20 protein-coding genes are annotated in these 21,442 nt (G+C 68.0%); 8 read left to right on the top strand and 12 right to left on the bottom strand.

Features of this window, described 5'->3' with window-relative positions; genetic code table 11:
- The first annotated feature begins 50 nt into the window (after positions 1 to 50).
- Together DELCS14_RS26545 and DELCS14_RS26540 are read left to right on the top strand one after the other, a co-directional pair.
- The gene (locus tag DELCS14_RS26545) at positions 51 to 725 is read left to right on the top strand and encodes a response regulator transcription factor (protein WP_013804362.1); all 675 of its coding nucleotides are present in this window, start codon (positions 51 to 53) and stop codon (positions 723 to 725) included.
- Positions 718 to 2,145, top strand: coding sequence for an ATP-binding protein (locus DELCS14_RS26540; RefSeq protein ID WP_013804361.1), 1,428 nt, complete (start codon positions 718 to 720; stop codon positions 2,143 to 2,145). Before DELCS14_RS26545 ends, DELCS14_RS26540 begins: the two co-directional genes overlap by 8 nt.
- Here the strand turns inward: DELCS14_RS26540 and DELCS14_RS26535 are convergent.
- On the bottom strand, positions 2,097 to 3,368 hold the full coding sequence (locus DELCS14_RS26535) for an aminopeptidase (protein WP_013804360.1): 1,272 nt from the start codon (positions 3,366 to 3,368) through the stop codon (positions 2,097 to 2,099). The two genes, DELCS14_RS26540 and DELCS14_RS26535, sit on opposite strands and share 49 nt — an antisense overlap.
- Positions 3,369 to 3,390: 22 nt before the next feature.
- Between DELCS14_RS26535 and DELCS14_RS26530 the strand changes: the two genes are divergently transcribed.
- The 3 genes from DELCS14_RS26530 (at position 3,391) to DELCS14_RS26520 (ending at position 5,715) form a co-directional block, all read left to right on the top strand.
- Positions 3,391 to 3,999 (top strand): hypothetical protein, encoded by a 609-nt coding sequence (locus DELCS14_RS26530; RefSeq protein WP_013804359.1) that lies wholly within the window; start codon positions 3,391 to 3,393, stop codon positions 3,997 to 3,999.
- Between the two features lie 81 nt (positions 4,000 to 4,080).
- The gene (locus tag DELCS14_RS26525; protein ID WP_172642971.1) at positions 4,081 to 5,352 is read left to right on the top strand and encodes a class I SAM-dependent methyltransferase; all 1,272 of its coding nucleotides are present in this window, start codon (positions 4,081 to 4,083) and stop codon (positions 5,350 to 5,352) included.
- 33 nt (positions 5,353 to 5,385) lie between these two features.
- Positions 5,386 to 5,715, top strand: a complete 330-nt coding sequence (locus DELCS14_RS26520) for a DUF1840 domain-containing protein (protein ID WP_013804357.1) — start codon at positions 5,386 to 5,388, stop codon at positions 5,713 to 5,715.
- A gap of 22 nt (positions 5,716 to 5,737) precedes the next feature.
- Here the strand turns inward: DELCS14_RS26520 and DELCS14_RS26515 are convergent, their stop codons facing one another.
- Positions 5,738 to 6,721, bottom strand: coding sequence for an aldo/keto reductase (locus tag DELCS14_RS26515; RefSeq protein ID WP_013804356.1), 984 nt, complete (start codon positions 6,719 to 6,721; stop codon positions 5,738 to 5,740).
- Positions 6,722 to 6,856: 135 nt separating this feature from the next.
- On the opposite strand from DELCS14_RS26515, the gene DELCS14_RS26510 reads away from it, so the two are divergent.
- Together DELCS14_RS26510 and DELCS14_RS26505 are read left to right on the top strand one after the other, a co-directional pair.
- On the top strand, positions 6,857 to 7,759 hold the full coding sequence (locus DELCS14_RS26510; protein ID WP_013804355.1) for a LysR family transcriptional regulator: 903 nt from the start codon (positions 6,857 to 6,859) through the stop codon (positions 7,757 to 7,759).
- Positions 7,760 to 7,823: 64 nt separating this feature from the next.
- A complete protein-coding gene (locus DELCS14_RS26505; protein ID WP_013804354.1) occupies positions 7,824 to 8,339 on the top strand; it encodes a hypothetical protein in 516 nt (171 codons plus the stop codon).
- A gap of 108 nt (positions 8,340 to 8,447) precedes the next feature.
- On the opposite strand, the gene DELCS14_RS26500 is transcribed toward DELCS14_RS26505, so the two are convergent.
- The 8 genes from DELCS14_RS26500 to DELCS14_RS26465 all read right to left on the bottom strand — a co-directional run bounded on the left by DELCS14_RS26500 (position 8,448) and on the right by DELCS14_RS26465 (position 18,146).
- A complete protein-coding gene (locus tag DELCS14_RS26500) occupies positions 8,448 to 9,437 on the bottom strand; it encodes a tripartite tricarboxylate transporter substrate-binding protein (RefSeq protein WP_012203083.1) in 990 nt (329 codons plus the stop codon).
- A 241-nt stretch (positions 9,438 to 9,678) separates the two neighbouring features.
- Positions 9,679 to 10,926 (bottom strand): AMP-binding protein, encoded by a 1,248-nt coding sequence (locus DELCS14_RS26495; RefSeq protein ID WP_013804353.1) that lies wholly within the window; start codon positions 10,924 to 10,926, stop codon positions 9,679 to 9,681.
- 53 nt (positions 10,927 to 10,979) lie between these two features.
- The gene (locus DELCS14_RS26490; protein WP_013804352.1) at positions 10,980 to 11,813 is read right to left on the bottom strand and encodes an ABC transporter ATP-binding protein; all 834 of its coding nucleotides are present in this window, start codon (positions 11,811 to 11,813) and stop codon (positions 10,980 to 10,982) included.
- 173 nt (positions 11,814 to 11,986) lie between these two features.
- Complete coding sequence (locus tag DELCS14_RS26485; protein ID WP_013804351.1) at positions 11,987 to 13,303, bottom strand: ABC transporter substrate-binding protein; 1,317 nt, start codon at positions 13,301 to 13,303, stop codon at positions 11,987 to 11,989.
- A 79-nt stretch (positions 13,304 to 13,382) separates the two neighbouring features.
- Positions 13,383 to 14,447, bottom strand: coding sequence for a branched-chain amino acid ABC transporter permease (locus tag DELCS14_RS26480; protein ID WP_012203087.1), 1,065 nt, complete (start codon positions 14,445 to 14,447; stop codon positions 13,383 to 13,385).
- Positions 14,448 to 14,468: 21 nt separating this feature from the next.
- Positions 14,469 to 15,398 carry a branched-chain amino acid ABC transporter permease gene (locus tag DELCS14_RS26475; protein ID WP_012203088.1) on the bottom strand — a complete coding sequence of 310 codons (930 nt, stop codon included), beginning with the start codon at positions 15,396 to 15,398 and terminating at the stop codon, positions 14,469 to 14,471.
- Between the two features lie 10 nt (positions 15,399 to 15,408).
- Complete coding sequence (locus DELCS14_RS26470; protein ID WP_013804350.1) at positions 15,409 to 16,194, bottom strand: ABC transporter ATP-binding protein; 786 nt, start codon at positions 16,192 to 16,194, stop codon at positions 15,409 to 15,411.
- A gap of 14 nt (positions 16,195 to 16,208) precedes the next feature.
- Positions 16,209 to 18,146, bottom strand: a complete 1,938-nt coding sequence (locus DELCS14_RS26465) for an AMP-binding protein (protein WP_013804349.1) — start codon at positions 18,144 to 18,146, stop codon at positions 16,209 to 16,211.
- Positions 18,147 to 18,465: 319 nt separating this feature from the next.
- On the opposite strand from DELCS14_RS26465, the gene DELCS14_RS26460 reads away from it, so the two are divergent.
- Positions 18,466 to 19,194, top strand: a complete 729-nt coding sequence (locus tag DELCS14_RS26460) for a Crp/Fnr family transcriptional regulator (RefSeq protein ID WP_012203091.1) — start codon at positions 18,466 to 18,468, stop codon at positions 19,192 to 19,194.
- Between the two features lie 28 nt (positions 19,195 to 19,222).
- Here the strand turns inward: DELCS14_RS26460 and DELCS14_RS26455 are convergent, their stop codons facing one another.
- Both DELCS14_RS26455 and DELCS14_RS26450 read right to left on the bottom strand, forming a co-directional pair.
- A complete protein-coding gene (locus tag DELCS14_RS26455; RefSeq protein ID WP_013804348.1) occupies positions 19,223 to 20,431 on the bottom strand; it encodes a CoA transferase in 1,209 nt (402 codons plus the stop codon).
- Positions 20,431 to 21,438, bottom strand: coding sequence for a tripartite tricarboxylate transporter substrate binding protein (locus DELCS14_RS26450; RefSeq protein WP_013804347.1), 1,008 nt, complete (start codon positions 21,436 to 21,438; stop codon positions 20,431 to 20,433). The genes DELCS14_RS26455 and DELCS14_RS26450 overlap by 1 nt, the downstream gene beginning before the upstream one ends.
- Positions 21,439 to 21,442: the final 4 nt, after the last annotated feature.

The raw sequence follows: 21,442 nt of genomic DNA, 5'->3' as shown, positions 1-21,442 counted from the left end.
GTTGCGCCCGTACCCGGTGCACACCCTGATGTGCGAAGGCCCAGCCTCCCATGCGAATCCTGCTGGTCGAAGACGATGAGGCACTGGCCCAGGCGGTCGGCAGCTATCTGCGCTCCAAGGCCTTTCTGATCGACAGCGTGCCTTCTCTGGCGCAGGCGCGCGCCTGCCTGGCCGGTGCCAGCTACGCGGCCGTACTGCTGGACCTGCACCTGTCCGATGGCGACGGCCTGGCGCTCATGCCCACGCTGCGCCGGCTGGAGCAGCCTCCCGTCACCATCGTGCTGACGGCACGCGACCAGGTCAGCGACCGCATCCGCGGGCTGGACGCGGGGGCCGACGACTATCTGGTCAAGCCCTACGACCCCGAGGAGCTGCTGGCCCGCCTGCGCGCCGTGAGCCGGCGCGGCGGCGGCATGCAGGCCGGGCAGGACGCGGTGCTGCGCATGGGCACGCTGGAGATCGACCTGGCCCGCGAAATGGTGCGCGATGCCGGCCGCACCCTGCTGCTCACGCCCAAGGAATGGGCGCTGCTGCGCGTGCTCACGGCCCAGCCGCAGCGTGTGCACGCGCGCGAGCATCTGCTCGATGCGCTCTACGGCTTCGATGCCGAGGCCGACAGCAACACGCTGGAAGTGTTCATCAGCCGGCTGCGCCGCAAGCTCGGGCGCGACCGCATCCTGACCGTGCGCGGTACCGGCTACCGCCTGGCCCTTGAGCATGGATGAGCCGCAGCGCTACAGCCTGGCGCTGCCGCCCCGTCTGGCCGACCAGCTGGCCCGCGAGCTGACACTGGCCCTGGCCGCCGTCTGGCTGGCCTGCGTGCTGGCGCTGGCCTGGTATGTCAGCCACATCGTGCACCACAACTTCGACCAGGAAATGATCGACAGCGGCCACCGCCTGCTGGAGGTGGCCGTGCACCAGCTGGAACAGGAGGACCACTCGCGAGAGGGCGTGCAGCGCCCGCATGTGGCCTCGCAGCCGGGCGACGAGGCCGAGGATCTGGTCTACCAGCTGCAGGACGGCCGCGGCAACGTGCTGCTGCGCACCCAGGCCGCCCCCGTGGCAGCCTTTGCCGTGCCCATGCGCGAGGGCTTCTACGAGCGCGAGGGCTGGCGCATCTATGTGGTGGCCCATCCCCGGCAGCCGCTGTTCCTGATGCTGGCCGATCCCATGGTCGAGCGCAGCGAGGCGCTGCAGCGGGCGCTGCTGGCGCTGGGCGCGGTGATGCTGGTCATGCTCGCCCTCATGGGCTGGGCGCTGCGCGTGACCGCGCGGCGGCGCCTGCGCGTGCTGCGCGACATGCAGCTGCAGCTGAGCGAGCGCGGCGGCTCCAACCTGGAGCCGCTGGACCTGGACGCCATGCCGCGCGAGCTGTGGCGGCTGGGCCGGGGCATCAACCACCTGATGCAGCGCCTGTCGCATGCGCTGCAGGTGGAGCGCTCCATGGCTGCCAATGCGGCCCACGAATTGCGCACGCCGCTGGCCGTGGCCACGCTGCGCCTGCAGACGGCCCTGGACAGGGGCGTGGACAACACCGATGTGCGCGCGGCCTATGAGGCGCTGGAGCGGCTGCGCCAGCGCACGGAAAAGCTGCTGCAGCTGTCGCGCGCGGCCTCGGGCTCGGCGCTGGCGCAGGACGAGGTGCGGCTGGACGCGCTGGCCAGCATGGTGGCCTCCGAGTTCTGGCAGCAGGACGAATCCACCCAGCTGCGGCTGGACGTGGTGCTGCCCGAGCAGCCCTGCGGTCCGGTGGCGGGCGATGTGGACACGCTGGCCATCGCCTTGCGCAACCTGGTGGAGAACGCGCTGCGCTACAGCGATGGCTCGGAGGTGCTGCTCGAAGTCTGCGACAGCCGCACCGTCCAGGTGCGCGACGAGGGGCCGGGCATGGATGCGGCGGCGCTGAGCACCGCGCGCGAGCGCCATGTGCGCCATGTGGACGACCTGCGCCTGCCCCAGGGCACCGTGCGGGAGCTGGCGTCGCCGGGCTACGGCCTGGGCCTGTCCATCGTGTCCATGATCGTGGCCCAGCACGGCGGCAGCCTGGAGCTGCAGTCGCCGCTGCCCGGCAGTTCCAACGGCCTGCTGGCCCGCATTCAGTTGCCGGGATGCGACCCGTCCGTGGATACCGACGCACGGTCCTGATCCGGGGCGCAGGCAGGCGGCAGGGGCGCATCGGCGGGCATGAGCCCGCACAGCCTTGTGTTGCGCTGCAAGGCAGGCAGGGCGGCCAGTTTCTCTACCTCGGCATAGAAACGCTGCCAGCCCTGGGCGGCCTCGCCGCCGGCCTGGTCCGGCGCCTGGGTCTGCGCTTTTTTCCACAGCGCGGTGAGGGCAGGCACCCAGTCGTCGTAGGCGGCCAGCGCGCCAAAGCTGGCGTTGTTGGCATCGGTCACCCACTGGTCCAGCCGCGCCTGGTTGCGGTCGTAGAGCTGGCGCTGTGCATCGGTGGTCAGCAGAGCGGCATCGGCGCTGCGCCATTGCGCGCGCAGCGCGGCGTAGTCGCTGCGGAACTGCTGGTAGATCTGCGCCTTGGCCTGCGGCATGGTGGGGCCGCGCTGCTGCGGGTCCTGGTAGAGCTGCTGCAGCGCCTGGCGCGTGTGGCCGGTCAGCGCCCGCCACTGCGCGCGCCGCAGCTGGCCTGCATCCCAGCGTGCGCGGGCGGCGGGGCCGGCCTCGGTGGCCAGCCACAGCGGCGTGCCCAGGCGCTCCACGGTGGTGGCAAAGGATTCGTTGAAGGCCGTGTCGCCGGCCACATAGACCACCTGGTGGGCCAGTTCGTGGAACAGCAGGCCGGCGAACTCGCCTTCGCCCCAGCCGATGAAGGTGTTGAGCAGCGGATCGCCGCCCAGCCAGTTCAGGTAGCCCAGCGTGGAATAGGCGGGCACGCCGTAGCTGCCGGACTCCAGGCCCTGGTCGGCCAGTTGCCGTGCCTGGGTCATGGCGTCGGCCTCGGCAAAGTAGCCCCGGTAGCCCACGCAGCCGGCCACGGGAAAGCACCAGCGGTGCAGCTCCAGGCTGTCGGGAGGCGCGGCCACCACGTTCCATACGGCAAACGGCCGCTGCAGATCGGCATAGCGGCGGTAGCTGGCGTTGTCGGGCAGGCCCAGGCGCTCCACGGCAAAGGCGCGCATGCGCCGGGCCGACAGCAGGCGCTCGCGCAGTGCGGGCGCAAGGTTCTCGTCCTGCAGCCAGTCGTCAATCGGGCGGCTGGCCTGCAGCAGGTGCATTTGCCCGCGCAGGCTTTGCCAGTAATAGCCCAGTCCGTCGCCACCGGCCCCCCGGCTGGCACAGCCGCTCAGCAGCAGGCCTATGCCCACCAAAATCGCGGGCAGGCCGCGCCTGACTACACTCAAGCCTTCTCGCACCCTTGGCCCCCTTGCTGCTTTCATGGACTTCTTCACGCTGGCGATCATTGTCTTCATCGCAATCTACCTGCTCAAGACGCAGCAACAGCGCCGGCATACCCTGCTGCTGGCCCAGTATCTGGGACGATTCCAGATCGAGAAGCTGATGGGCGGCCTGATCGAAGGCTATCTGCGCGTCCTGGGTGAGAGCGACGAGCAGCGCCGTGCCCAGATCTGGACCGTGCTGGACAACACCGAGGCCAACCTGGCCGAGCAGTTCCAGCGCTTTGCCAAGGAGATGGCCACGGCTGATCCGCAGCTCACGCGCGTGAGCACGCTGCCCGTGGCGCTGCCCTATCTGGACCGGCTCTTTCCCTCGTCGTCCTTCGATCTGCGCGACGCCATGCAGCTGCATGCGCGCGGCATTGCCTCCGTGCGCGTGGCCGACAGCGCCAACGAGGACGAACGCCGTGCGCGCGCCTTCACGATGACGGCCGAGCTGTTGCTCATGCAGTACACCTGTCATTGGTTTTGCAAATCGCGCGCCGTGGCATCCCTGCGGCTGGTCGCACGGCACAAGACGCCCTTCGAGCAAGTGCTTGCTTCGGTGACGGATCAGACACGGCGCGACTACAGGCAGCTGATCGCCTGATCACTCCCGCTGTGGCGGGGCGCCATGCCCCGCCATGCACAGCCCAGGCTGCGATTGACGCAGTGCGCCTTGCTGTCAAAAATGAACGCCATGACACAAGTGCTGAGCTCCATCGAGGCGCGGCTGGCGTCTCTCCCTGTCCCCGTGGCCGTGATCCTGCCCTCCGGCCAGCGCGCTGGTCCTGCGGATGCGCAGGTGGTGCTGCATTTCCAGACCATGTCGGCCATGGCCAGCCTGGCGGCCGGGCAGATAGGGACACTGGGCAGTGCCATCGTGGAAGGGCTGGTGCGCATCGATGGCCGCATGCGCGACGTGATGGCGGTGGCCGCCAGCCTGTTGCAGTCCGATCCGGTGCGCGGCACATCGCACTGGTGGGGGCATGCCATGGCCCGCATGCGCTCCATGGCCGCGCACACGCTGGCGCGCGACGCCCAGCAGATCCAGTTCCACTACGACATCTCCGACGACTTCTACGGCCTGTGGCTGGACCCGCGCCGCGTCTATTCCTGCGCCTACTTCCGCGATCCGCAGATGACGCTGGCCCAGGCCCAGGAGGCCAAGCTGGAGCACATCTGCCGCAAGCTGGACCTGCGGCCCGGCGAGCGCTTCCTGGACATCGGCGCGGGCTGGGGCGCGCTGCTGCTGTGGGCGGCCGAGCACTACGGCGTCACGGCCACGGGCATCACGCTCTCGCACAACCAGCACCGCTACGTGCAGCAGCTGATTGCCGAGCGCGGCCTGCAGGGCAAGGTGGACATGCAACTGCTGGACTACCGCGCGCTGGCGCCCGCCCAGCCCTTCGACAAGATAGGCTCGGTGGGCATGTTCGAGCATGTGGGCCAGGCCCAACTGCCCGAGTACTTCCAGACCGTGCACCGCCTGCTGCGCCCGGGCGGCATGGCGCTGATCCACGGCATCACGGCGGGCGGCGTGGACAACACCGAGCTGGGCGCGGGCATGGGCGAGTTCATCGACCGCTACATCTTCCCCGGCGGCGAGCTGATGCATGTGAGCCGCGTGCTGCACGACATGGGCCACAGCGGGCTGGAAATGGTGGACACGGAGAACCTGCGGCCCCACTACGCACGCACGCTGTGGAACTGGTCCGACGCACTGGAAGCCCGGCTGCCGCAGGCGCAGCGTATCCTTGAGCAGCATGCCGATGCCGAAGGTGCCGCCAAGGTGCTGCGCGCCTACCGGCTCTATCTGGCGGGTTGCGCCATGGGATTCGAGCGCGGCTGGATCGCCCTGCACCAGATGCTGTGCACGCATCCCGATGGACGGCTCCAGTCGGGACCCATGGTGGGGGCTCAATCGGACTATGCTTTCAACCGCGAGTACATGTACCGCTGAGTGCATGACACGCCACACAGAAAAAGGATAGCCATGCTCTACAAGTTCAAGTCCCGTGCCACGGCCGACGTCATCATGCTCGAATCCAACGGCCGCCAGGTCCTGGAGATCGTCGGCAAGACGCCCGGCGCCAGCGGCATCATCACGGTGCAGCAGATTCCCGCGGCCATCGAGGCGCTGGAGGCCGCCGTCGCCGACGACGACGCCCGCCGCAAGGCCAGCCATGAAGACGAGTCCCAGGACGGCGAGCAGGACAGCGCCGCAGCGGGCGCGCGCGACGCCGTCAGCCTGCGCCAGCGCGCCGCGCCCATGATCGACATGCTGCGACGCAGCGCCGCCGAGAACAGCGACGTCACTTGGTAAGCCGGCGGCCCCACCGGCCCCGTCAGGCGTTGATGCCCTTCATGCCTTCCTCCGTATAGCGCTGCCCGGCCACGGGCAGCTCGTCGCTGGCGCGCCGCAGCTCGTCCAGCTCGGCGGGGGTCAGTGCCACGGACAGCGCGCCCAGGTTGTCCTGCAGATGGGCGATGCGCCGGGTGCCCGGAATGGGCACCACGTCAGGCCCCTGGGCCAGCAGCCAGGCCAGGGCGATCTGCGCGGGCGTGCTGCCCTTGCGCTGCGCCAGGGCCGATACGGCGCCCACCAGGGCCTGGTTGGTGTCGATGTTGCCGGGCTGAAAGCGCGGCAGGCTGGCGCGGAAATCGCCCTGCTCGAAGGCCGTGCCGCCATGAAAGCGCCCCGTGAGAAAGCCGCGCCCCAGCGGCGAATAGGCCACCAGCCCCACGCCCAGCTCGCGGCAGGCGGGCAGCACTTCGTCCTCCACCTCGCGCGTCCACAGCGAATACTCGGTCTGCACCGCCGCCACCGGGTGCACGGCATGGGCACGGCGCAGCGTGGCCGCGCTGACTTCGCACAGGCCGATGCGGGCGATCTTGCCCTCCTGCACCAGCTGCGCCAGGCCTTGCATGGTCTCTTCGATGGGGCGCGTGGCATCGACGCGGTGCACGTAGTACAGGTCGATGCGCTCCACGCCCAGGCGCCGCAGCGAGTCCTCGCAGCTTCGCCGCGCGTACTGCGCGCTGTTGTCGATGCTGCGCTGGTACTCTCCGGCCTTGCGCACGATGCCGAACTTGGTGGCGATCTTCACGCGCGGCCGGCGCGAGGCCAGGAAGCGGCCGATCAGCTCCTCGTTGTGGTGCGGCCCGTAGACATCGGCCGTGTCCAGGAAGTCGATGCCGGCCTCCACGGCATGGTCCAGCGCCTGCAGCGCCAGGGCGTCGTCGCGCGGACCATAGAACTCGCTCATGCCCATGCAGCCCAGGCCCAGGGCGGATACCTGCAGATCGTGGCCAAGTTTGCGTTGTTGCATTGCATATCCTCTTGCTGAAACAAGGGGCCAGTATGGTTTTCCGAAGCGGCCTTGCCTACTGACAAAATCGCGCTTTGATCTTCCATTTTCGGAAAGCATTCCCGAAAAAATTCCCGAAAACAAAGGAGCATTCCATTGCAGTGGGACGACGCCCGCATCTTCCTGGCCATTGCCCGCGCCGGCAGCCTGAGCGGTGCCTCGGCCGCGCTGGGGCTGGGCGTGGCCACGGTCTCGCGCCGGCTGGACCGGCTGGAGTCCGCGCTGTCCATGCCGCTGTTCAGCCGCCACCAGAGCGGCTATCGGCTCACCGCCGACGGCCAGGCACTGCTGGCCCCGGCCGAGGCGCTGGAGCAGGCGGCCCAGGCCCTGGGCGATGCCGCGCAAAGCCAGGCACAGGTGGCGGGCGTGGTGCGGCTGGCCACGGCGGAGAACCTGGCCAACCCGCTGATCGCGCCCTCGCTGGTCCCTCTGTTCGCCCGCCACCCGGGTCTGCGCGTGCAGCTGGTCAGCGGAGTGCAGACGCTGAACCTGCACCGGCGCGACGCCGACCTGGCCGTGCGCATGACCCAGCCCGAGGCCGGCCACCTCACGATACGGCGCCTGGGCACGCTGGGCTTCGGCCTGTATGGATCGGCCGGCTATGTGCAAGGCCGCGCAGGCGGAAACGGAAGCGCGGGCACCCACGGCTCGGACCCGTTCGAGGGCGATGCCTTCATCGGCTGGGACGACAGCCACGCCCACCTGCCCGCCGCACGCTGGATGGCGCGCGCCCTGCACGGGCGTCCCTGCCGGCTGGAGACCAATACCCTGTCCGCGCAGCTGGCCGCGGCCCAGGCCGGCCTGGGCCTGGCCGTGCTGCCGCATTTCCTGGCGCGGCAGGCGGGACTGGTCTGCGTGGAGCCGCAGCTGGGCGCCGACCAGCCCATCTGGCTTGCCATGCATGCCGACCTTGCCCATTCGCGGCGCGTGCGTGCCGTGGCCGACCACCTCATTGAATTGTTCGAGCGGCGGCATGCCGAACTCGAAGGCCCGGCCTGAGCCGCAGCAGGGGCCGCGCGCCGTGTTAAACACGCACGCAGATTGCGAGAAAGAAAGGACTTCCATGCACCGCCTCCGTCATTCCTCCCGATTCCTGCCCTGGCTGGGCGCGCTGGCCGCCACGCTGGCACTGGCCGCATGCGCCGACAGGCCCAAGGCGCCCACCGGCCCGCAGGCACCCCCGGGAGCGGCGGCTGCCGTGTATTCGCTGCTGTTTCTGGACAACGCCTCCAACCTCGGCCCCAAGGCGGCGGCCTACTGCATAGGCAATGGCCGGGGCTGGGCGCTGCTGGACCCCGATGCGGGCACGCTGGGTCTGTTCAGTGGCCAGAGCCATGTGCGGCCGGCTTCGGCCTGCGACGTGGGCAAGGGCGGCGAGCAGGTGCTGGACCGGGACAGCGGCCGGCCGGCGCTGATGTTCGGCGTCGAGCTTGTGCACTGCACGGCCTCGGGATCGCAATGCCTGATGCGCGGCAGCTACTACGAAGGTCCGGGCAACACGCAGAGCAACCTCTACAACGCAAGCCAGCGCGGCGGCAGCTGGCAGGCCGTGATGGCGCTGCGCGGGCCGGCGCCCTGAGCCTGCATCTCTGCTGTCGCGCGGCTCCCAGCAACGAAAAAGCCCGGCCGAAGCCGGGCTTGATCGTGGTTGCAACCGGGCGATCCGTCGCGGTGGTGGTCCTCGGGATCAGTCGGCGTAGGTGCCGGCTGCCTTGATGACCTTGCCCCACTTCTCGATCTCGGCCTGGACGAACTTCTTGTGGCCTTCGGGCTCGATGCGGCCGTCGCTGGCGATCACGGCGCCCAGGGCTTCCTGGCGCTTGATGAACTCGGGGTCCTTCAGGGCGGCCTTCATGGCCTCGTTGACCTTCTTGACGATGTCGGCCGGCGTGCCCTTGGGCGCGTACAGGCCGTGCCAGATGGTGACCTGGAAGTCGGGCACGCCCACTTCGGCCAGCGTCGGCAGGTCCTTGAGCGCGGGCATGGTCAGGCGCTTGGGCGTGGTCACGGCATAGGCCTGCACCTTTTTGGCCGTGATCTGGCCCGTGGTGTTGGTGGTCTGGTCGCACAGCAGGTCCACCTGGTTGCCGATCAGGTCGGCAATCGCGGGGGCGGCGCCCTTGTAGGGCACGGGCGTCATTTCCGTCTTCATGGACGCCTGCAGCATCAGGCCGCACAGGTGGGAGGCGGAACCGATGCCGGCATTGGCCAGGTTGACCTTGCCCTGGTTCTTGCCGATCCAGTCCTTGACCTCGGCGAAGTTCTTGGCCGGCAGGCTGGGGCGGCCGATCAGGGTCATGGGCACGTCGTTGATGATGCCGGCGTACTCGAAGTCGTTGAGCACGTTGAACGACAGCTTGCGGTACAGCGACGGGATCGTGGACATGCCGATGTGGTTGATCAGCAGCGTGTAGCCGTCAGGACGGGCACGTGCGGCCTTGGCCGTGCCGATGGTGCTGCCGGCGCCGTCGGCGTTGTCCACCACGATGGTGGCATTGTTCAACTGCTTGCGCATGGACTCGGCCAGATCGCGGGCCACCTTGTCGGTCGGGCCGCCTGCGGTGAACGGCACGATGAGGGTGATCGTCTTGCCTGCGGCAGGATAGTCCTGCGCGTGGGCGCCAAGGGCTGCACCGGCTGCCAGCGCAATGGCTGCGATCTTGAACAATGCTTTCATAGTGTCTCCAAGTAAATAGCGTGCAAATGATAGGGGGCGATGCGCATTTGCCTTCGAGGGCAAACACGCAAGAGAAACCGAATGCACGAGGAGACGGATTTTAAGAATTGTTTCTATTGCGCCGCAGCAGATTCCCTTGCCATTGATCTAGTGCAAACCCTGGGAGTCTTGACAGGCGTCATGTTTTCAGGGTCTGCGAATGCCGCTCGGCGGCGAGGCCGCCGTTCCCGCACCTCGGTGGCTACTTGTACGACCTCGCGTCTTCAATGACCTTCCCGTCATTGGGTAGGGTGCCCGGCAGCACCATCTGCACATCGCCGCGCAGCTTGGTGACTTCGCGCACGGCATCGGACAGTTGCTGGGCCAGGCCCGGTGAGGTTTCGCGGGTTTCGACCAGCAGCTGCATCTGGTCGTTGGCCATCTCGCCCGTGACCACCAGCCGCGCGCGCCCCACCTGTGGGAAGCGGCGCACGACGTCGGCAATCTGGCCCGGGTGCACGAACATGCCGCGCACCTTGGTGGTCTGGTCGGCGCGTCCCATCCAGCCCTTGATGCGTGCGTTGGTGCGGCCCGTGGGGCACTGGCCGGGCAGCACGGCAGAGAGGTCGCCCGTGCCGAACCGGATCAGCGGGTAGTCGAGGTTGAAGGTGGTGATCACCAGTTCGCCCACCTCGCCGGGGGCCACCGGGTCGCCCGTGCCGGGGCGCACGATCTCGACGATGACCTGCTCGTCCAGCACCAGGCCTTCGCGGGCCTCGGTCTCGTAGGCGATCAGGCCCAGGTCGGCCGTGGCATAGCACTGGTAGCCCGCGATGCCGCGCTCGGCCAGCCAGTCGCGCAGCGAGGGCGGGAAGGCCTCTCCCGAGACCATGGCCTTGGTCACGGAGGGGATGGGCAGGCCCATCTCCAGGGACTTTTCCACAATGATCTTGAGGAAGCTGGGCGTGCCCACGTAGCCGGCGGGCCGCAGGTCGGCCATGGCCTGCACCTGCTGCTCGGTCTGGCCCGTGCCGCCTGCGAACACCGTGCAGCCCAGCGCATGGGCGCCGCTTTCCATCATCGAGCCCGCGGGCACGAAGTGGTAGCTGAAGCAGTTGTGCACCAGTTCGCCGGGCCGAAAGCCCGAGGCATGCAGCGCGCGCGCCATGCGCCAGTAGTCGGGGCGGCGGCTTTCGGGCTCGTAGATGGGGCCGGGGCTGCAGAACAGGCGCGGCATGGGCTGGCCCAGGCCGATGGCGTTGAAGCCGCCGAAGATCTGCGCGGGCCGCTGCTCGGCCTGGCGCTGCAGCAGCTCGTATTTGCGCGTCACCGGCAGGCGGGCCAGGGCCTCGCGGCTGGTGATCTGCGTGGCATCGACGCCGGCCAGGATCTGGGCGAAGGCAGCCGACTGTTGCTGCGCATGGGCGATCTGCCGGGGCAGGGCGGACAGCAGCGCCGTTTCGCGTTCGTCAGGGGTGCGCGTCTCCAGCGCGTCGTAGAAGGCACTCATGGCTAGTCCTGTGGAAGAAGGGTCTGGGGCAGGGGCTGGGAAATGTCCGCCGGTCAGGCCAGCCAGCGTTTTCTGCGCTTGTAGCTTTTCACGTCCTTGAAGCTTTTCCGCTCGCCGCCGCCCACGCCCAGGTAGAACTCCTTGACGTCCTCGTTGCTGGCCAGGTCCGAGGCCGCGCCGTCCATGACGATGCGGCCGCTTTCCATGATGTAGCCGTAGTCCGAATATTTGAGGGCCATGTTGGTGTTCTGTTCGGCCAGCAGGAAGGTGACCTTCTCCTTGCTGTTGAGGTCGCGGACGATGTTGAACACCTCCTCGACGATCTGCGGGGCCAGGCCCATCGAGGGTTCGTCCAGGAGCACCATGCGCGGATTGGCCATCAGCGCGCGGCCGATGGCGCACATCTGCTGCTCGCCGCCCGAGGTGTAGGCGGCCTGCGAGGTGCGGCGCGTCTTCAGGCGCGGAAAGTAGTTGTAGACCTTCTCGAGGTTGGCTGCTATCTCGCCCTTGTCAGTGCGCGTGTAGCTGCCGGTCATGAGGTTTTCCTCGATGGTCAGGTGGGCGAAGCAGTGCCGCCCCTCCATGACCTGGACCACGCCGCGCTGCACCAGCTCGGAGGGCGTGAGGCTTTCGATGCGCTCGCCCTCCAGCTCGATCGTGCCCTTGGTCACCTCGCCACGCTCGCCCTTGAGCAGGTTGGAGATGGCGCGCAGCGTCGTGGTCTTGCCCGCGCCGTTGCCGCCCAGAATGGCCACGATGCTCTCGCGCGGCACCTGGAGCGAAACGCCCTTGAGCACCAGGATCACATGGTTGTAGATGACTTCGATGCCATTGACCACGAGCAGCGGATCGCTGGGGGCCGGGGCGGAGGTGGGTGCGGTGGTCATGGCGTCGTCCATGGGCGTTGATACGAAAGCGGAGTGCGGGGCCGCAACTCTCGAAGCATCTCTGCGCGGGGCATGCCCCAACTCAGGGACACCGAGGAAGGGCCGCCCCGCACCGAGGGTGTCGTCCCCCTCCCCCGCGAAGCGGGTAGAGAGGGGGAAGGCGCGCAAGCGCCTCAGGGGGTGCAAGTTCTAGCTTTTACGTTCTTTTCCTTGGCGTACTTGTCCGCGTACTCCTTGACCAGCGGTTCGACCATGGACTTGTCGGCCTGGTACCAGTCGGAGACCACCTTCCACTTGGCGCCATCCCACTGGGCGATGCGCGACCAGTCGGTGCCCAGGTGGTTGTCGCAGCTGGTCTTGACGGGGCGGATGATCTTGCCGAAGCCCAGCTCGTTGAGGCGCTCCTGCGTGAGGTTCAGGTTCTCCAGGCCCCAGCGCACCTGCTCGGAGGTCATGACCTTGCCCTTGCCGTACTTTTCCTGTGCCGTGCGGATGGCCTCCACCTGCAGCATGGAGATCACCATGCCGCGCGTGTGGGCCATGGCGCCCAGTTCCTTGGCGTCGGTGGCCGTGCCCTGGCCCTTGTCGTAGACCATGGCCTTGACCTCGTCGTGCACCTTGTCGTGCTCGGCCGTGTTGTGGATGGTCACGGTGTTGTAGCCCTTGGCGCCGGCGCCGATGTCCTTCACGTCATGGTCCGAGCCGGCCCACCAGATGGCGTACATCTTCTCGCGCGGGTAGCCGGTGGCCTGCGCCTCGCGCACGGCCGTGGGCGTCATCACGCCGGCCGACCACAGCAGCACGTAGTCGGGGCGCTGCTGGCGGATCTGCAGCCAGGTGGACTTCTGCTCCACGCCGGGCGCCGTCACGGGCAGCAGCGTCAGGTCGAAGCCTTCCTTGGCGGCGCGCTTTTGCAGCAGCGGAATGGGTTCCTTGCCGTAGGGCGAGTCGTGGTAGACCAGGGCGATCTTCTTGCCCTTGAGGCTGCCCTTTTCCTTCTTGAGGATGTCCTGGATGATGGAATCGGCCGCTGTCCAGTAGTTGCCCAGCAGCGGGAAGTTCCACTCGAAGACCTTGCCGTCGGCCGACTGCGACAGGCCATAGCCCGTGGTGATGATGGGCATCTTGTCGCCGGGCGCCTTGTCCGTCACGGCGAACGTGATGCCGGTGGACTGCGGGTCGAACCCGGCAGCGCCGCCGCCCTTGCCCTTCAGGCGCTCATAGCATTCCACGCCCTTGGCCGTGTCGTAGGCCGTCTCGCATTCCTCGTAGGCGATCTTCACGCCATTGATGCCGCCCTTGGCGTTGACCAGCTTGATGTAGTCCTGCTTGCCATCGGCCCATGGAATGCCCAGCGGCGCGAACTGGCCCGTGCGGTAGACCAGCAGCGGCACGAACTGGTCCTGGGCCTGTGCGGCAGGGGCGGCCACGAGAGCGCCGATTCCAGCAGCGACCGTGGCAGCGGCGATGGCGACTTTCTTGAACATCATGACGTTGTCTCCTAGTTGGCTGGGGAAGATTCCCCGGTTATCCGGCACTCTGTGGCGCCCTGTCTCGATACAGATCAACTCAATGCGGGAAGGGCCAGACGCGCAGCTTCTGGCGGGCCGTGGCCCACAACTTGGCGAGTCCATGCGGCTCCACGATCAGGAAGAACACGATCAGCGCACCGAAGATCATGTGCTCCAGGTAGGTCGCCGTGGCCGTGGACAGCGGCAGGCCCATCCAGTGCGGCACCTGGGTGAGCAGCAGCGGCAGCAGCACGAAGAAGGCCGCGCCGAAGATGCTGCCCACCACCGAACCCAGGCCGCCGATGATGATCATGAACAGCAGCTGCAGCGAGCGGTCCAGGCTGAAGGCCGCGGGCTCCCAGGCGCCCAGGTGAACGAAGCCCCACAGCGCGCCGGCCACGCCGACGATGAAGCTGCTCACGGCAAAGGCGCTGAGCTTGGCGTAGGTCGGGCGGATGCCGATCACGCTGGCGGCCACGTCCATGTCGCGCATGGCCATCCACTCGCGGCCGATGGCGCCGCGCACCAGGTTCTTGGCGGCCAGGCCCAGCACGCACAGGATGCCCAGGCACAGCAGGTACTTCTCCATGGGCGTGTCGATCTTCCAGCCCATGATGGACAGCGGGCCTGCGCTCACCGAGCCCGAGGAAGAGTTGTTCGTCACCCAGGCCGCGCGGCTGGCCAGCCAGTCCACGAAGAACTGGGCGGCCAGCGTGGCCACGGCCAGGTACAGGCCCCGGATGCGCAGGCTGGGCAGGCCGAAGATCACGCCGAAGACCATGGCCAGCACGCCGCCGCCGATCAGGGCCACCAGCAGCGGCATGCCCTCGAAGCGCACCTGCAGGTTGTAGGCCGCGTAGGCGCCCACGGCCATGAAGGCGCCGGTGCCCAGAGAGATCTGGCCGCAGTAGCCGACCAGGATGTTCAGCCCCAGCGCCGCCAGCGACATGATCAGGAAGGGGATCAGCACGGCCTGGAAGGTGTAGTCGCTGACGCTGAAGGGAATCACCAGGAAGGCGACGGCCAGCAGCGCCACGATGGCCCAGCGGTCCTGGGCGACGCCGAAGATCTGCTGGTCGGATGCGTAGGTCGTCTTGAATTGACCGTTCTCACGATAAAACATGGTGCAAGTTCTCCGTAACGGTCAAACGCGATCAATGATTTTGTCGCCGAACAGCCCCTGGGGCCGCACGAGCAGGAAGCACAGGGCCAGACCGTAGGCGAACCAGGTCTCGATGCCGCCGCCGACCATGGGGCCCAGGTAGACCTCGGAGAGCTTCTCGCCCACGCCGATGATCAGGCCGCCGATGATGGCGCCGGGCAGCGAGGTCAGGCCGCCCAGGATCACCACGGGCAGGGCCTTCAGGGCCACCAGCGACAGCGAGTACTGCACGCCCAGCTTGGAGCCCCAGATGATGCCCACCACCAGGGCCACGCCGCCGGCCACCGACCAGACGATGACCCAGATGCGCGACAGCGGGATGCCGATGGACTGCGCCGCCTGGTGGTCGTCGGCCACGGCGCGCAGTGCGCGGCCGGTCTTGGTCTTCTGGAAGAACACGCTGAGCGCGGCCACCAGCAGCGCGGCGATGCAGGCCGCGTACAGGTCTTCCTGGCTGAGCAGCACGCCGCCCTGGAACAGGCCCTCGAGGATGAACATGGGGTCCTTGGGCATGCCCACGTTGATGCTGTAGACGGCGCTGCCGAAGATCATCGGGCCCAGGCCGTCCAGCAGGTAGGCGATGCCCAGCGTGGCCATCAAGAGCGTGATGGGCTCCTGGTTGACCAGGTGGCGCAGCGCCAGCCGCTCGATCACCCAGGCCACGACCACCATGATGGCCAGCGACACGCAGATGGCCAGCAGGTTGGTGAACCAGCCCGGCTCCATGCCGATCCACTTCGGGATCCACTCGGAAAAGCGCGCCATGGCCAGGGCCGAGAACAGCACCATCGCGCCCTGGGCGAAGTTGAACACGCCCGAGGCCTTGAAGATCAGCACGAAGCCGATGGCGATCAGCGCGTACAGCGTGCCCACCATGAGGCCGCCGAACAAGGTTTCCAGAAAAAATCCCATGTCAGTCCCCTCAATGGCTGGTGCCAAGGTAAGCGCGGATCACGTCTTCGTTCTGGCGCACCTCGTCGGGTGCGCCGTCGCCGATCTTCTTGCCGTAGTCCAGCACCACGACGCGGTCGCTGATGTCCATGACCACGCCCATGTCGTGCTCGATCAGCACGATGGTGGAGCCGAACTCGTCGTTGACATCGAGGATGAAGCGGCACATGTCCTGCTTTTCCTCCACGTTCATGCCGGCCATGGGCTCGTCCAGCAGCAGCACCTGCGGCTGCATGGCCAGGGCGCGGCCCAGGTCCACGCGCTTTTGCAGGCCGTAGGGCAGCTGGCCCACGGGGGTCTTGCGGTAGGCCTGGATCTCCAGGAAGTCGATGATGTGCTCGACGAACTCGCGGTGGCGGATCTCCTCGCGCTGGGCCGGGCCCAGGCGCAGGGCCTGCATCAGGATGCCGCTTTTGATCTGCAGGTTGCGGCCGGTCATGATGTTGTCGATCACGCTCATGCCCTTGAACAGCGCCAGGTTCTGGAAGGTGCGCGCCACGCCCATCTCGGCCACCTGGCGGCTGTTCATGTGGCTGAAGGTCTTGCCCCGGAAGGTGATCGATCCCTCGGACGGCGTGTACACGCCGTTGATGCAGTTGAGCATGGAGCTCTTGCCCGCGCCGTTGGGGCCGATGATGGAGCGGATCTCGTGCTCGCGCACATCGAACGAGATGTCCGTCAGCGCCTTCACCCCGCCGAAGCGCAGGCTGATGTTCTTGATGTCGAGGATGACATCGCCGATCTTCTTGTGGGTCATGTCAGCGGCTCCGGTCAGGCCCTGGCGGTGGCAGCCACCGAATGGGTTTTGGCATCGATGATGGACAGCGTGGCGCTGACGCTGCCGGTGCGGCCGTCCTCGAACTTGACCTGGGTCTCGATGAACTGCTCACGCTTGCCCGTGTACAGCGCATCGACCAGCACGCCGTACTTGTCGGCAATGAAGCCGCGGCGCACCTTGCGCGTGCGGGTCAGCTCGTCGTCGTCGGGGTCCAGCTCCTTGTGCAGCACCAGGAAGCGCGCCACCTGCGTGTCGGCCATGCCGGCTTCGGCGGCCAGGTCGGCGTTCACCTGGGCCACGCAGTCGGCCACCATCTCCAGCACCTTGGCCTTCGATGCCAGGTCCACATAGCCGCCATAGGGCAGGCCCTGGCGCTCGGCCCAGTTGCCCACGGCCTCGTAGTCGATGTTGATGAAGGCGCAGACCTGGTCGCGGCCGTGGCCGAAGCACACCGCCTCCTTGATCTGGGGGAAGAACTTGAGCTTGTTCTCGATGTAGTTGGGCGCGAACATGGCGCCCCGGCTGGTCTTGCCCACGTCCTTGGCGCGGTCGATGATGCGCAGCTGGCCGCTGGCGTCGATCACGCCGGCATCGCCCGTGTGGAACCAGCCATCGGCATCCACCACCTCGGCCGTGGCGTCGGGGCGCTTGTAGTACTCCTTGAGCACGGACACGCCCTTGAGCAGCACCTCGCCGTTGTCGGCGATCTTCAGCTCGATGCCCGGTGCGGCCTGGCCCACGCTGCTCAGCTCCACCTGCCCGTCGCGCTGTATGCACACATAGGCGCAGGTCTCGGTCTGGCCGTAGAGCTGCTTGAGGTTGATGCCGATGGAGCGGAAGAAGCGGAACAGCTCGGGCCCGATGGCCGCACCCGCCGTGTAGGCCACGCGGATGCGCGACAGGCCCATGGCATTGCGCAGCGGCCCGTAGATGCACAGGTCGCCCAGCGCGTACTTCAGGCGGTCCAGCGTGCCCACCTTCTTGCCGTCCAGGATGTCCGAGCCCACGCGGCGCGCCACGGCCATGGCGCGGCCGTACATCCATTGCTTGAAGGGCGCGGCATCCTCCATGCGGATGGACACCGAGGTCAGCATGCCTTCGAAGATGCGCGGTGGCGCGAAGTAGTAGCTGGGGCCGATCTCGCGCAGGTCGATGGACACGGTCGAGGCCGACTCCGGGCAGTTGATGGTGAAGCCCGCCACCAGCCACTGCGCGAAGGAAAACAGGTGGTCGCCCACCCAGGCCGGGGGCAGGTAGGAGATCACGTTGTCGCCGGGTCCCAGGCGGTCCACCTGCACGCCGCCGCGTGCCGACTCGCCAAAGCTGCGGTGCGTCTGGCACACGCCCTTGGGCTTGCCTGTCGTGCCCGAGGTGTAGAGGATGACCGAGACATCGTCGGGCGACAGCGCGGCCAGCATCGCATCCCAGGCGCCCGGGTGTGCGGCATCCCACTCCTGGCCCTTTTGCAGCAGCGCCTCGGTGCTGATCAGCCCGGGCTGGTCGTAGTGGCGCAGGCCGCGCGGGTCGTCATAAATGATGTGGCCGAGGCCGGAGACGCTCTCGCGCACCTCCAGCAGCTTGTCGACCTGCTCCTGGTTCTCGGCAAAGGCGAAGTCGATCTCGGCATCCTCGATGACGAAGCGCATCTCGGCGGCCACGGCATCCTGGTACAGCGGGATCGGTACGCCGCCCAGCGCCTGCACGGCAATGAAGCCCATGTAGACATGGGGCCGGTTGTCGCTGATGAAGGCCAGATTCTGGCCGCGTGCCAGGCCCAGCGCCGCCAGGCCGCAGGCCATGTGGCGCACGGTCTCGGCGGCTTCGCTCCAGCTCCAGGTCTGCCAGATGCCGTATTCCTTCTCGCGCAGCGCCGGCGCCTGGGGGCGCTGGGCGGCATGCTGGAGCAGCAGGTGCGGGAACGTGGTCGTCATTCCATGTCCTTGGATGTTCGTGAATGGTGGTCGCATGGTGCAGATGCCCAGGCTGTGACCTACCGGCTTGGACTGCATCCTAGGACTGGCTTTGACGCCGTGGTGTCTGTTTGACGACAATCCGCGGGAAACTCATCATCGGGAAAACGCGCCGTAACAAAAGGTGCCAAAACGGTCTCATGTCCCGCTTGGGGGCTTGCGCATCCGGGAATGTGCGCGCGCCGCGGTCCTTCTGGAAATCCCGCTCACGCCAGCCACCGGGCTCGGGCAATGCTTGGGTGGTTTTGATGATTGATCCGCGCACCCTCGCCGCGACTCCATGAGCCAAGAACTGTCACTGCACCAGCGCCGCCGCGCGCCCCGGCCCGAGGAACTCGAAGGCATTCCCTGGCTGGCCGTACTCCAGCCCGCCGAGCGCGAACGGGCCCAGAAGGCGCTGGTCGTCGGCGACGCCCAGCCCGGCGACTATGTCTGCCGCACCGGCCGCGCGCCCACCTACTGGTTCGGCGTGGTCGAAGGCCTGCTCAAGATGAACACCGACGGCGCCGATGGCGCCAGCATGACCCTGGCCGGCCTGCCCCCGGGCGGCTGGTTCGGCGAAGGCACGGCCGTCAAGCGCGAGCCCTACCGCTACAACGTGCAGGCCATACGCCGCAGCGTGGTCGGCGGCCTGCCGATCGAGACCTTCCACTGGCTGCTGGACCACTCCATCGGCTTCAACCGCTTCGTCATGAGCCAGCTCAACGAGCGCCTGGGCCAGTTCATCTCGGCCCGCGAAATCGACCGCCTCACCAACCCCGACCTGCGCGTGGCCCGCAGCCTGGCCGCGCTCTTTCACCCGCTGCTGTACCCGGGCGTGGGCGAGGTGCTGCGCATCACCCAGCAGGAGCTGGCCTACCTGGTGGGCCTGTCGCGCCAGCGCGTCAACGAGGCGCTGTCCGTGCTGCAGCGCGAAAACGCCATCGTCGTGGAGTACGGCGGCCTGCGCGTGCTCGACCTGGAGGCGCTGCGCAGCGGGCTGTTTGCGGCGGCGCGGCGGGCGGCTTGACGCTGCCCACTGCCACCCACTTGCGGCCTCAGATCACGCCTTCGCCCCGCAGCCTCTCCTGCTGCTGCGCATCCAGCCCCAACGCCGCATAGATGCTTGCATTGTCCTGGCCTGTGGCCGGGCCGCTGCGTGGCGAAGGGGCCTGGCGGCCGGTGAAGCGTGGCACGGGCGCGGGGGCGGTGAGGGGGCCCAGGTCGGGGTCGGGCAGGGTGATGAAGCTGCCGCGCTCCACGAAATGCGGGTCCTGCAGCGCGTCCTCGGCCGAGCAGACCTTGCTGAACGGAATGTCGTGCGCGGCCAGCGCGGCCGTGGCCTGGGCGCAGTCCAGGGCTGCGCACCATTGCACGATCTGCGCATCCAGCGCCTGCAGGTGGCGTATGCGCGCGGCGTTGTCCGCAAAGCGCGGGTCGGCGGCCAGCTCGGCGCGGTCCATGGCCTGGCACAGGCGCGCGAAGATGGCGTCGCCCGTGGCGACCACGGTGAGCCAGGCGCCGTCGCGCGTGCGGTAGACGTTGGAGGGCGCCGTGTAGCCCGCGCACGACCCCGTGCGGCTGCGTGCCTGTCCGCCCAGCTGGTACTCGGCCGCCAGCGGATCCAGCAGGCGCAGCATGGCTTCGGTGGCCGACAGGTCGATCTCCACGCCGCGCCGTTCGCCGGGCGGCTGCGCGTTGCGCTCGGCCAGTGCGGCCGCGATGGAGAAGGCGCCGAACAGGCCGGCCACGGCATCGCCCAGCGGGTAGTTCATGTGCTGGGGCGGGCCGCCCGCCTCGCCCGTGAGGTGGGCGAAGCCGCTCATGGCCTCGAAGATGCGCGCAAAGCCCGGCCGGCGCGCATAGGGGCCGGTCTGGCCGAAGCCCGTCAGGCGCAGCACGATGAGGCGCGGGTTGCGGGCATGCAAGGTGGCCAGGTCCAGCCCCCAGCGGTCCAGCGTGCCGGTGCGGAAGTTCTCCACGAGCACGTCGAAATCCTCGATCAGCCGCAGGAACAGCGTGCGGCCCTCGGCCTTGCGCACATCCAGCGAGATGCCCTGCTTGCCCCGGTTGGCGGTTTTCCAGAACACGGCGTGGCCGTCGTGCACGGGGGCCAGGCTGCGCAGCGTGTCGCCGCCGCCGGGCAGCTCCAGCTTGACGACATCGGCGCCCAGGTCGCCGCACAGCGTGGCCGAGAAGGGGGCGGCCAGCACCGTGGCCATGTCGAGGATGCGCACACCCTCCAGCGGATAGCCTTGGCGCTGCATCAGTTGCCTTTCAGGTCCACGTTCTTCAGCACGGGCTCCCAGGCGCGGCGGTCTTCGGCCACGCGCTTGTGGAAGTCTGCCGTCTGCGTGGGCAGCGGCGTGGCACCCAGGCGCGCCAGCTTGTCGCGCGTCTCGGGCAAGGCCATGGCCTTGGCCAGCGCCTGGTTGAGCGTGGCCACGATCTGCTGCGGCGTGCCCTTGGGCGCGGCCAGGCCCACCCACAGGCCGGTGTCCAGCCCGGCCACGCCCAGCTCGGCAAAGGTGGGAATGTCGGGCGCTGCGGGCGAGCGGCTCTTGCCGGTCTGCGCCAGGATGCGGATCTGCCCGCCCTGCATGTAGGGCAGGGTGCCGCCCAGGTTGTTGCACATCACCGGGATGTGGCCGGCCATGAGGTCGTTGACGGCCGGGGCGTTGCCCTTGTAGGGCAGGTGCTGCATCTTCGTGCCGAGCCGGTGGTTGACCATCTCGCAGACCAGGTGCGAGGGTGTGGCCGTGCCGGCCGAGCCGAAGGACAGCGTGCCGGGCCTGGCCTTGTCGGCCGCCACCAATTCGGCCAGCGTGCGGTAGGGGGTCTTGGCGTTGACGGCGATGACGTTGGGCAGGTCCGCCACCAGGCCGATGTACTCGTAGTCGGTCAGCGGGTTCCACTTGAGGTTGGCGTGCACATGGGGCAGGAAGACATTGCTCAGGCCTGCCATGAGCAGGGTGTAGCCATCGGGCGCGGCGCGCGCAACGAGTTCCGAGCCGACCAGGCTGCCTGCGCCCGGCTTGTTCTCCACCACCACCGGCTGGCCCAGGGCCTGACCAAGTTCCACTGACAGCGCTCGGGCCACGAGGTCGGTGCTGCCGCCTGCGGGAAAGGGAACGATCACGCGCACGGGCCGATCGGGAAAAGCCGCCTGGGCCGTCTGTGCCGCTTGGGCCGTTTGGGCCGCCTGCGCGCAGGCACACAGCGCAGCCAGCAGGCCCAGGGTGGCCAGGTGCTTCGAGGTGAGGGGGTGTGTCATGGGG

The organism is Delftia sp. Cs1-4, from assembly GCF_000214395.1.
Classification (GTDB): Bacteria; Pseudomonadota; Gammaproteobacteria; order Burkholderiales; family Burkholderiaceae_C; genus Comamonas; species Comamonas acidovorans.
This window is presented reverse-complemented; position numbering and strand designations above follow the sequence as displayed.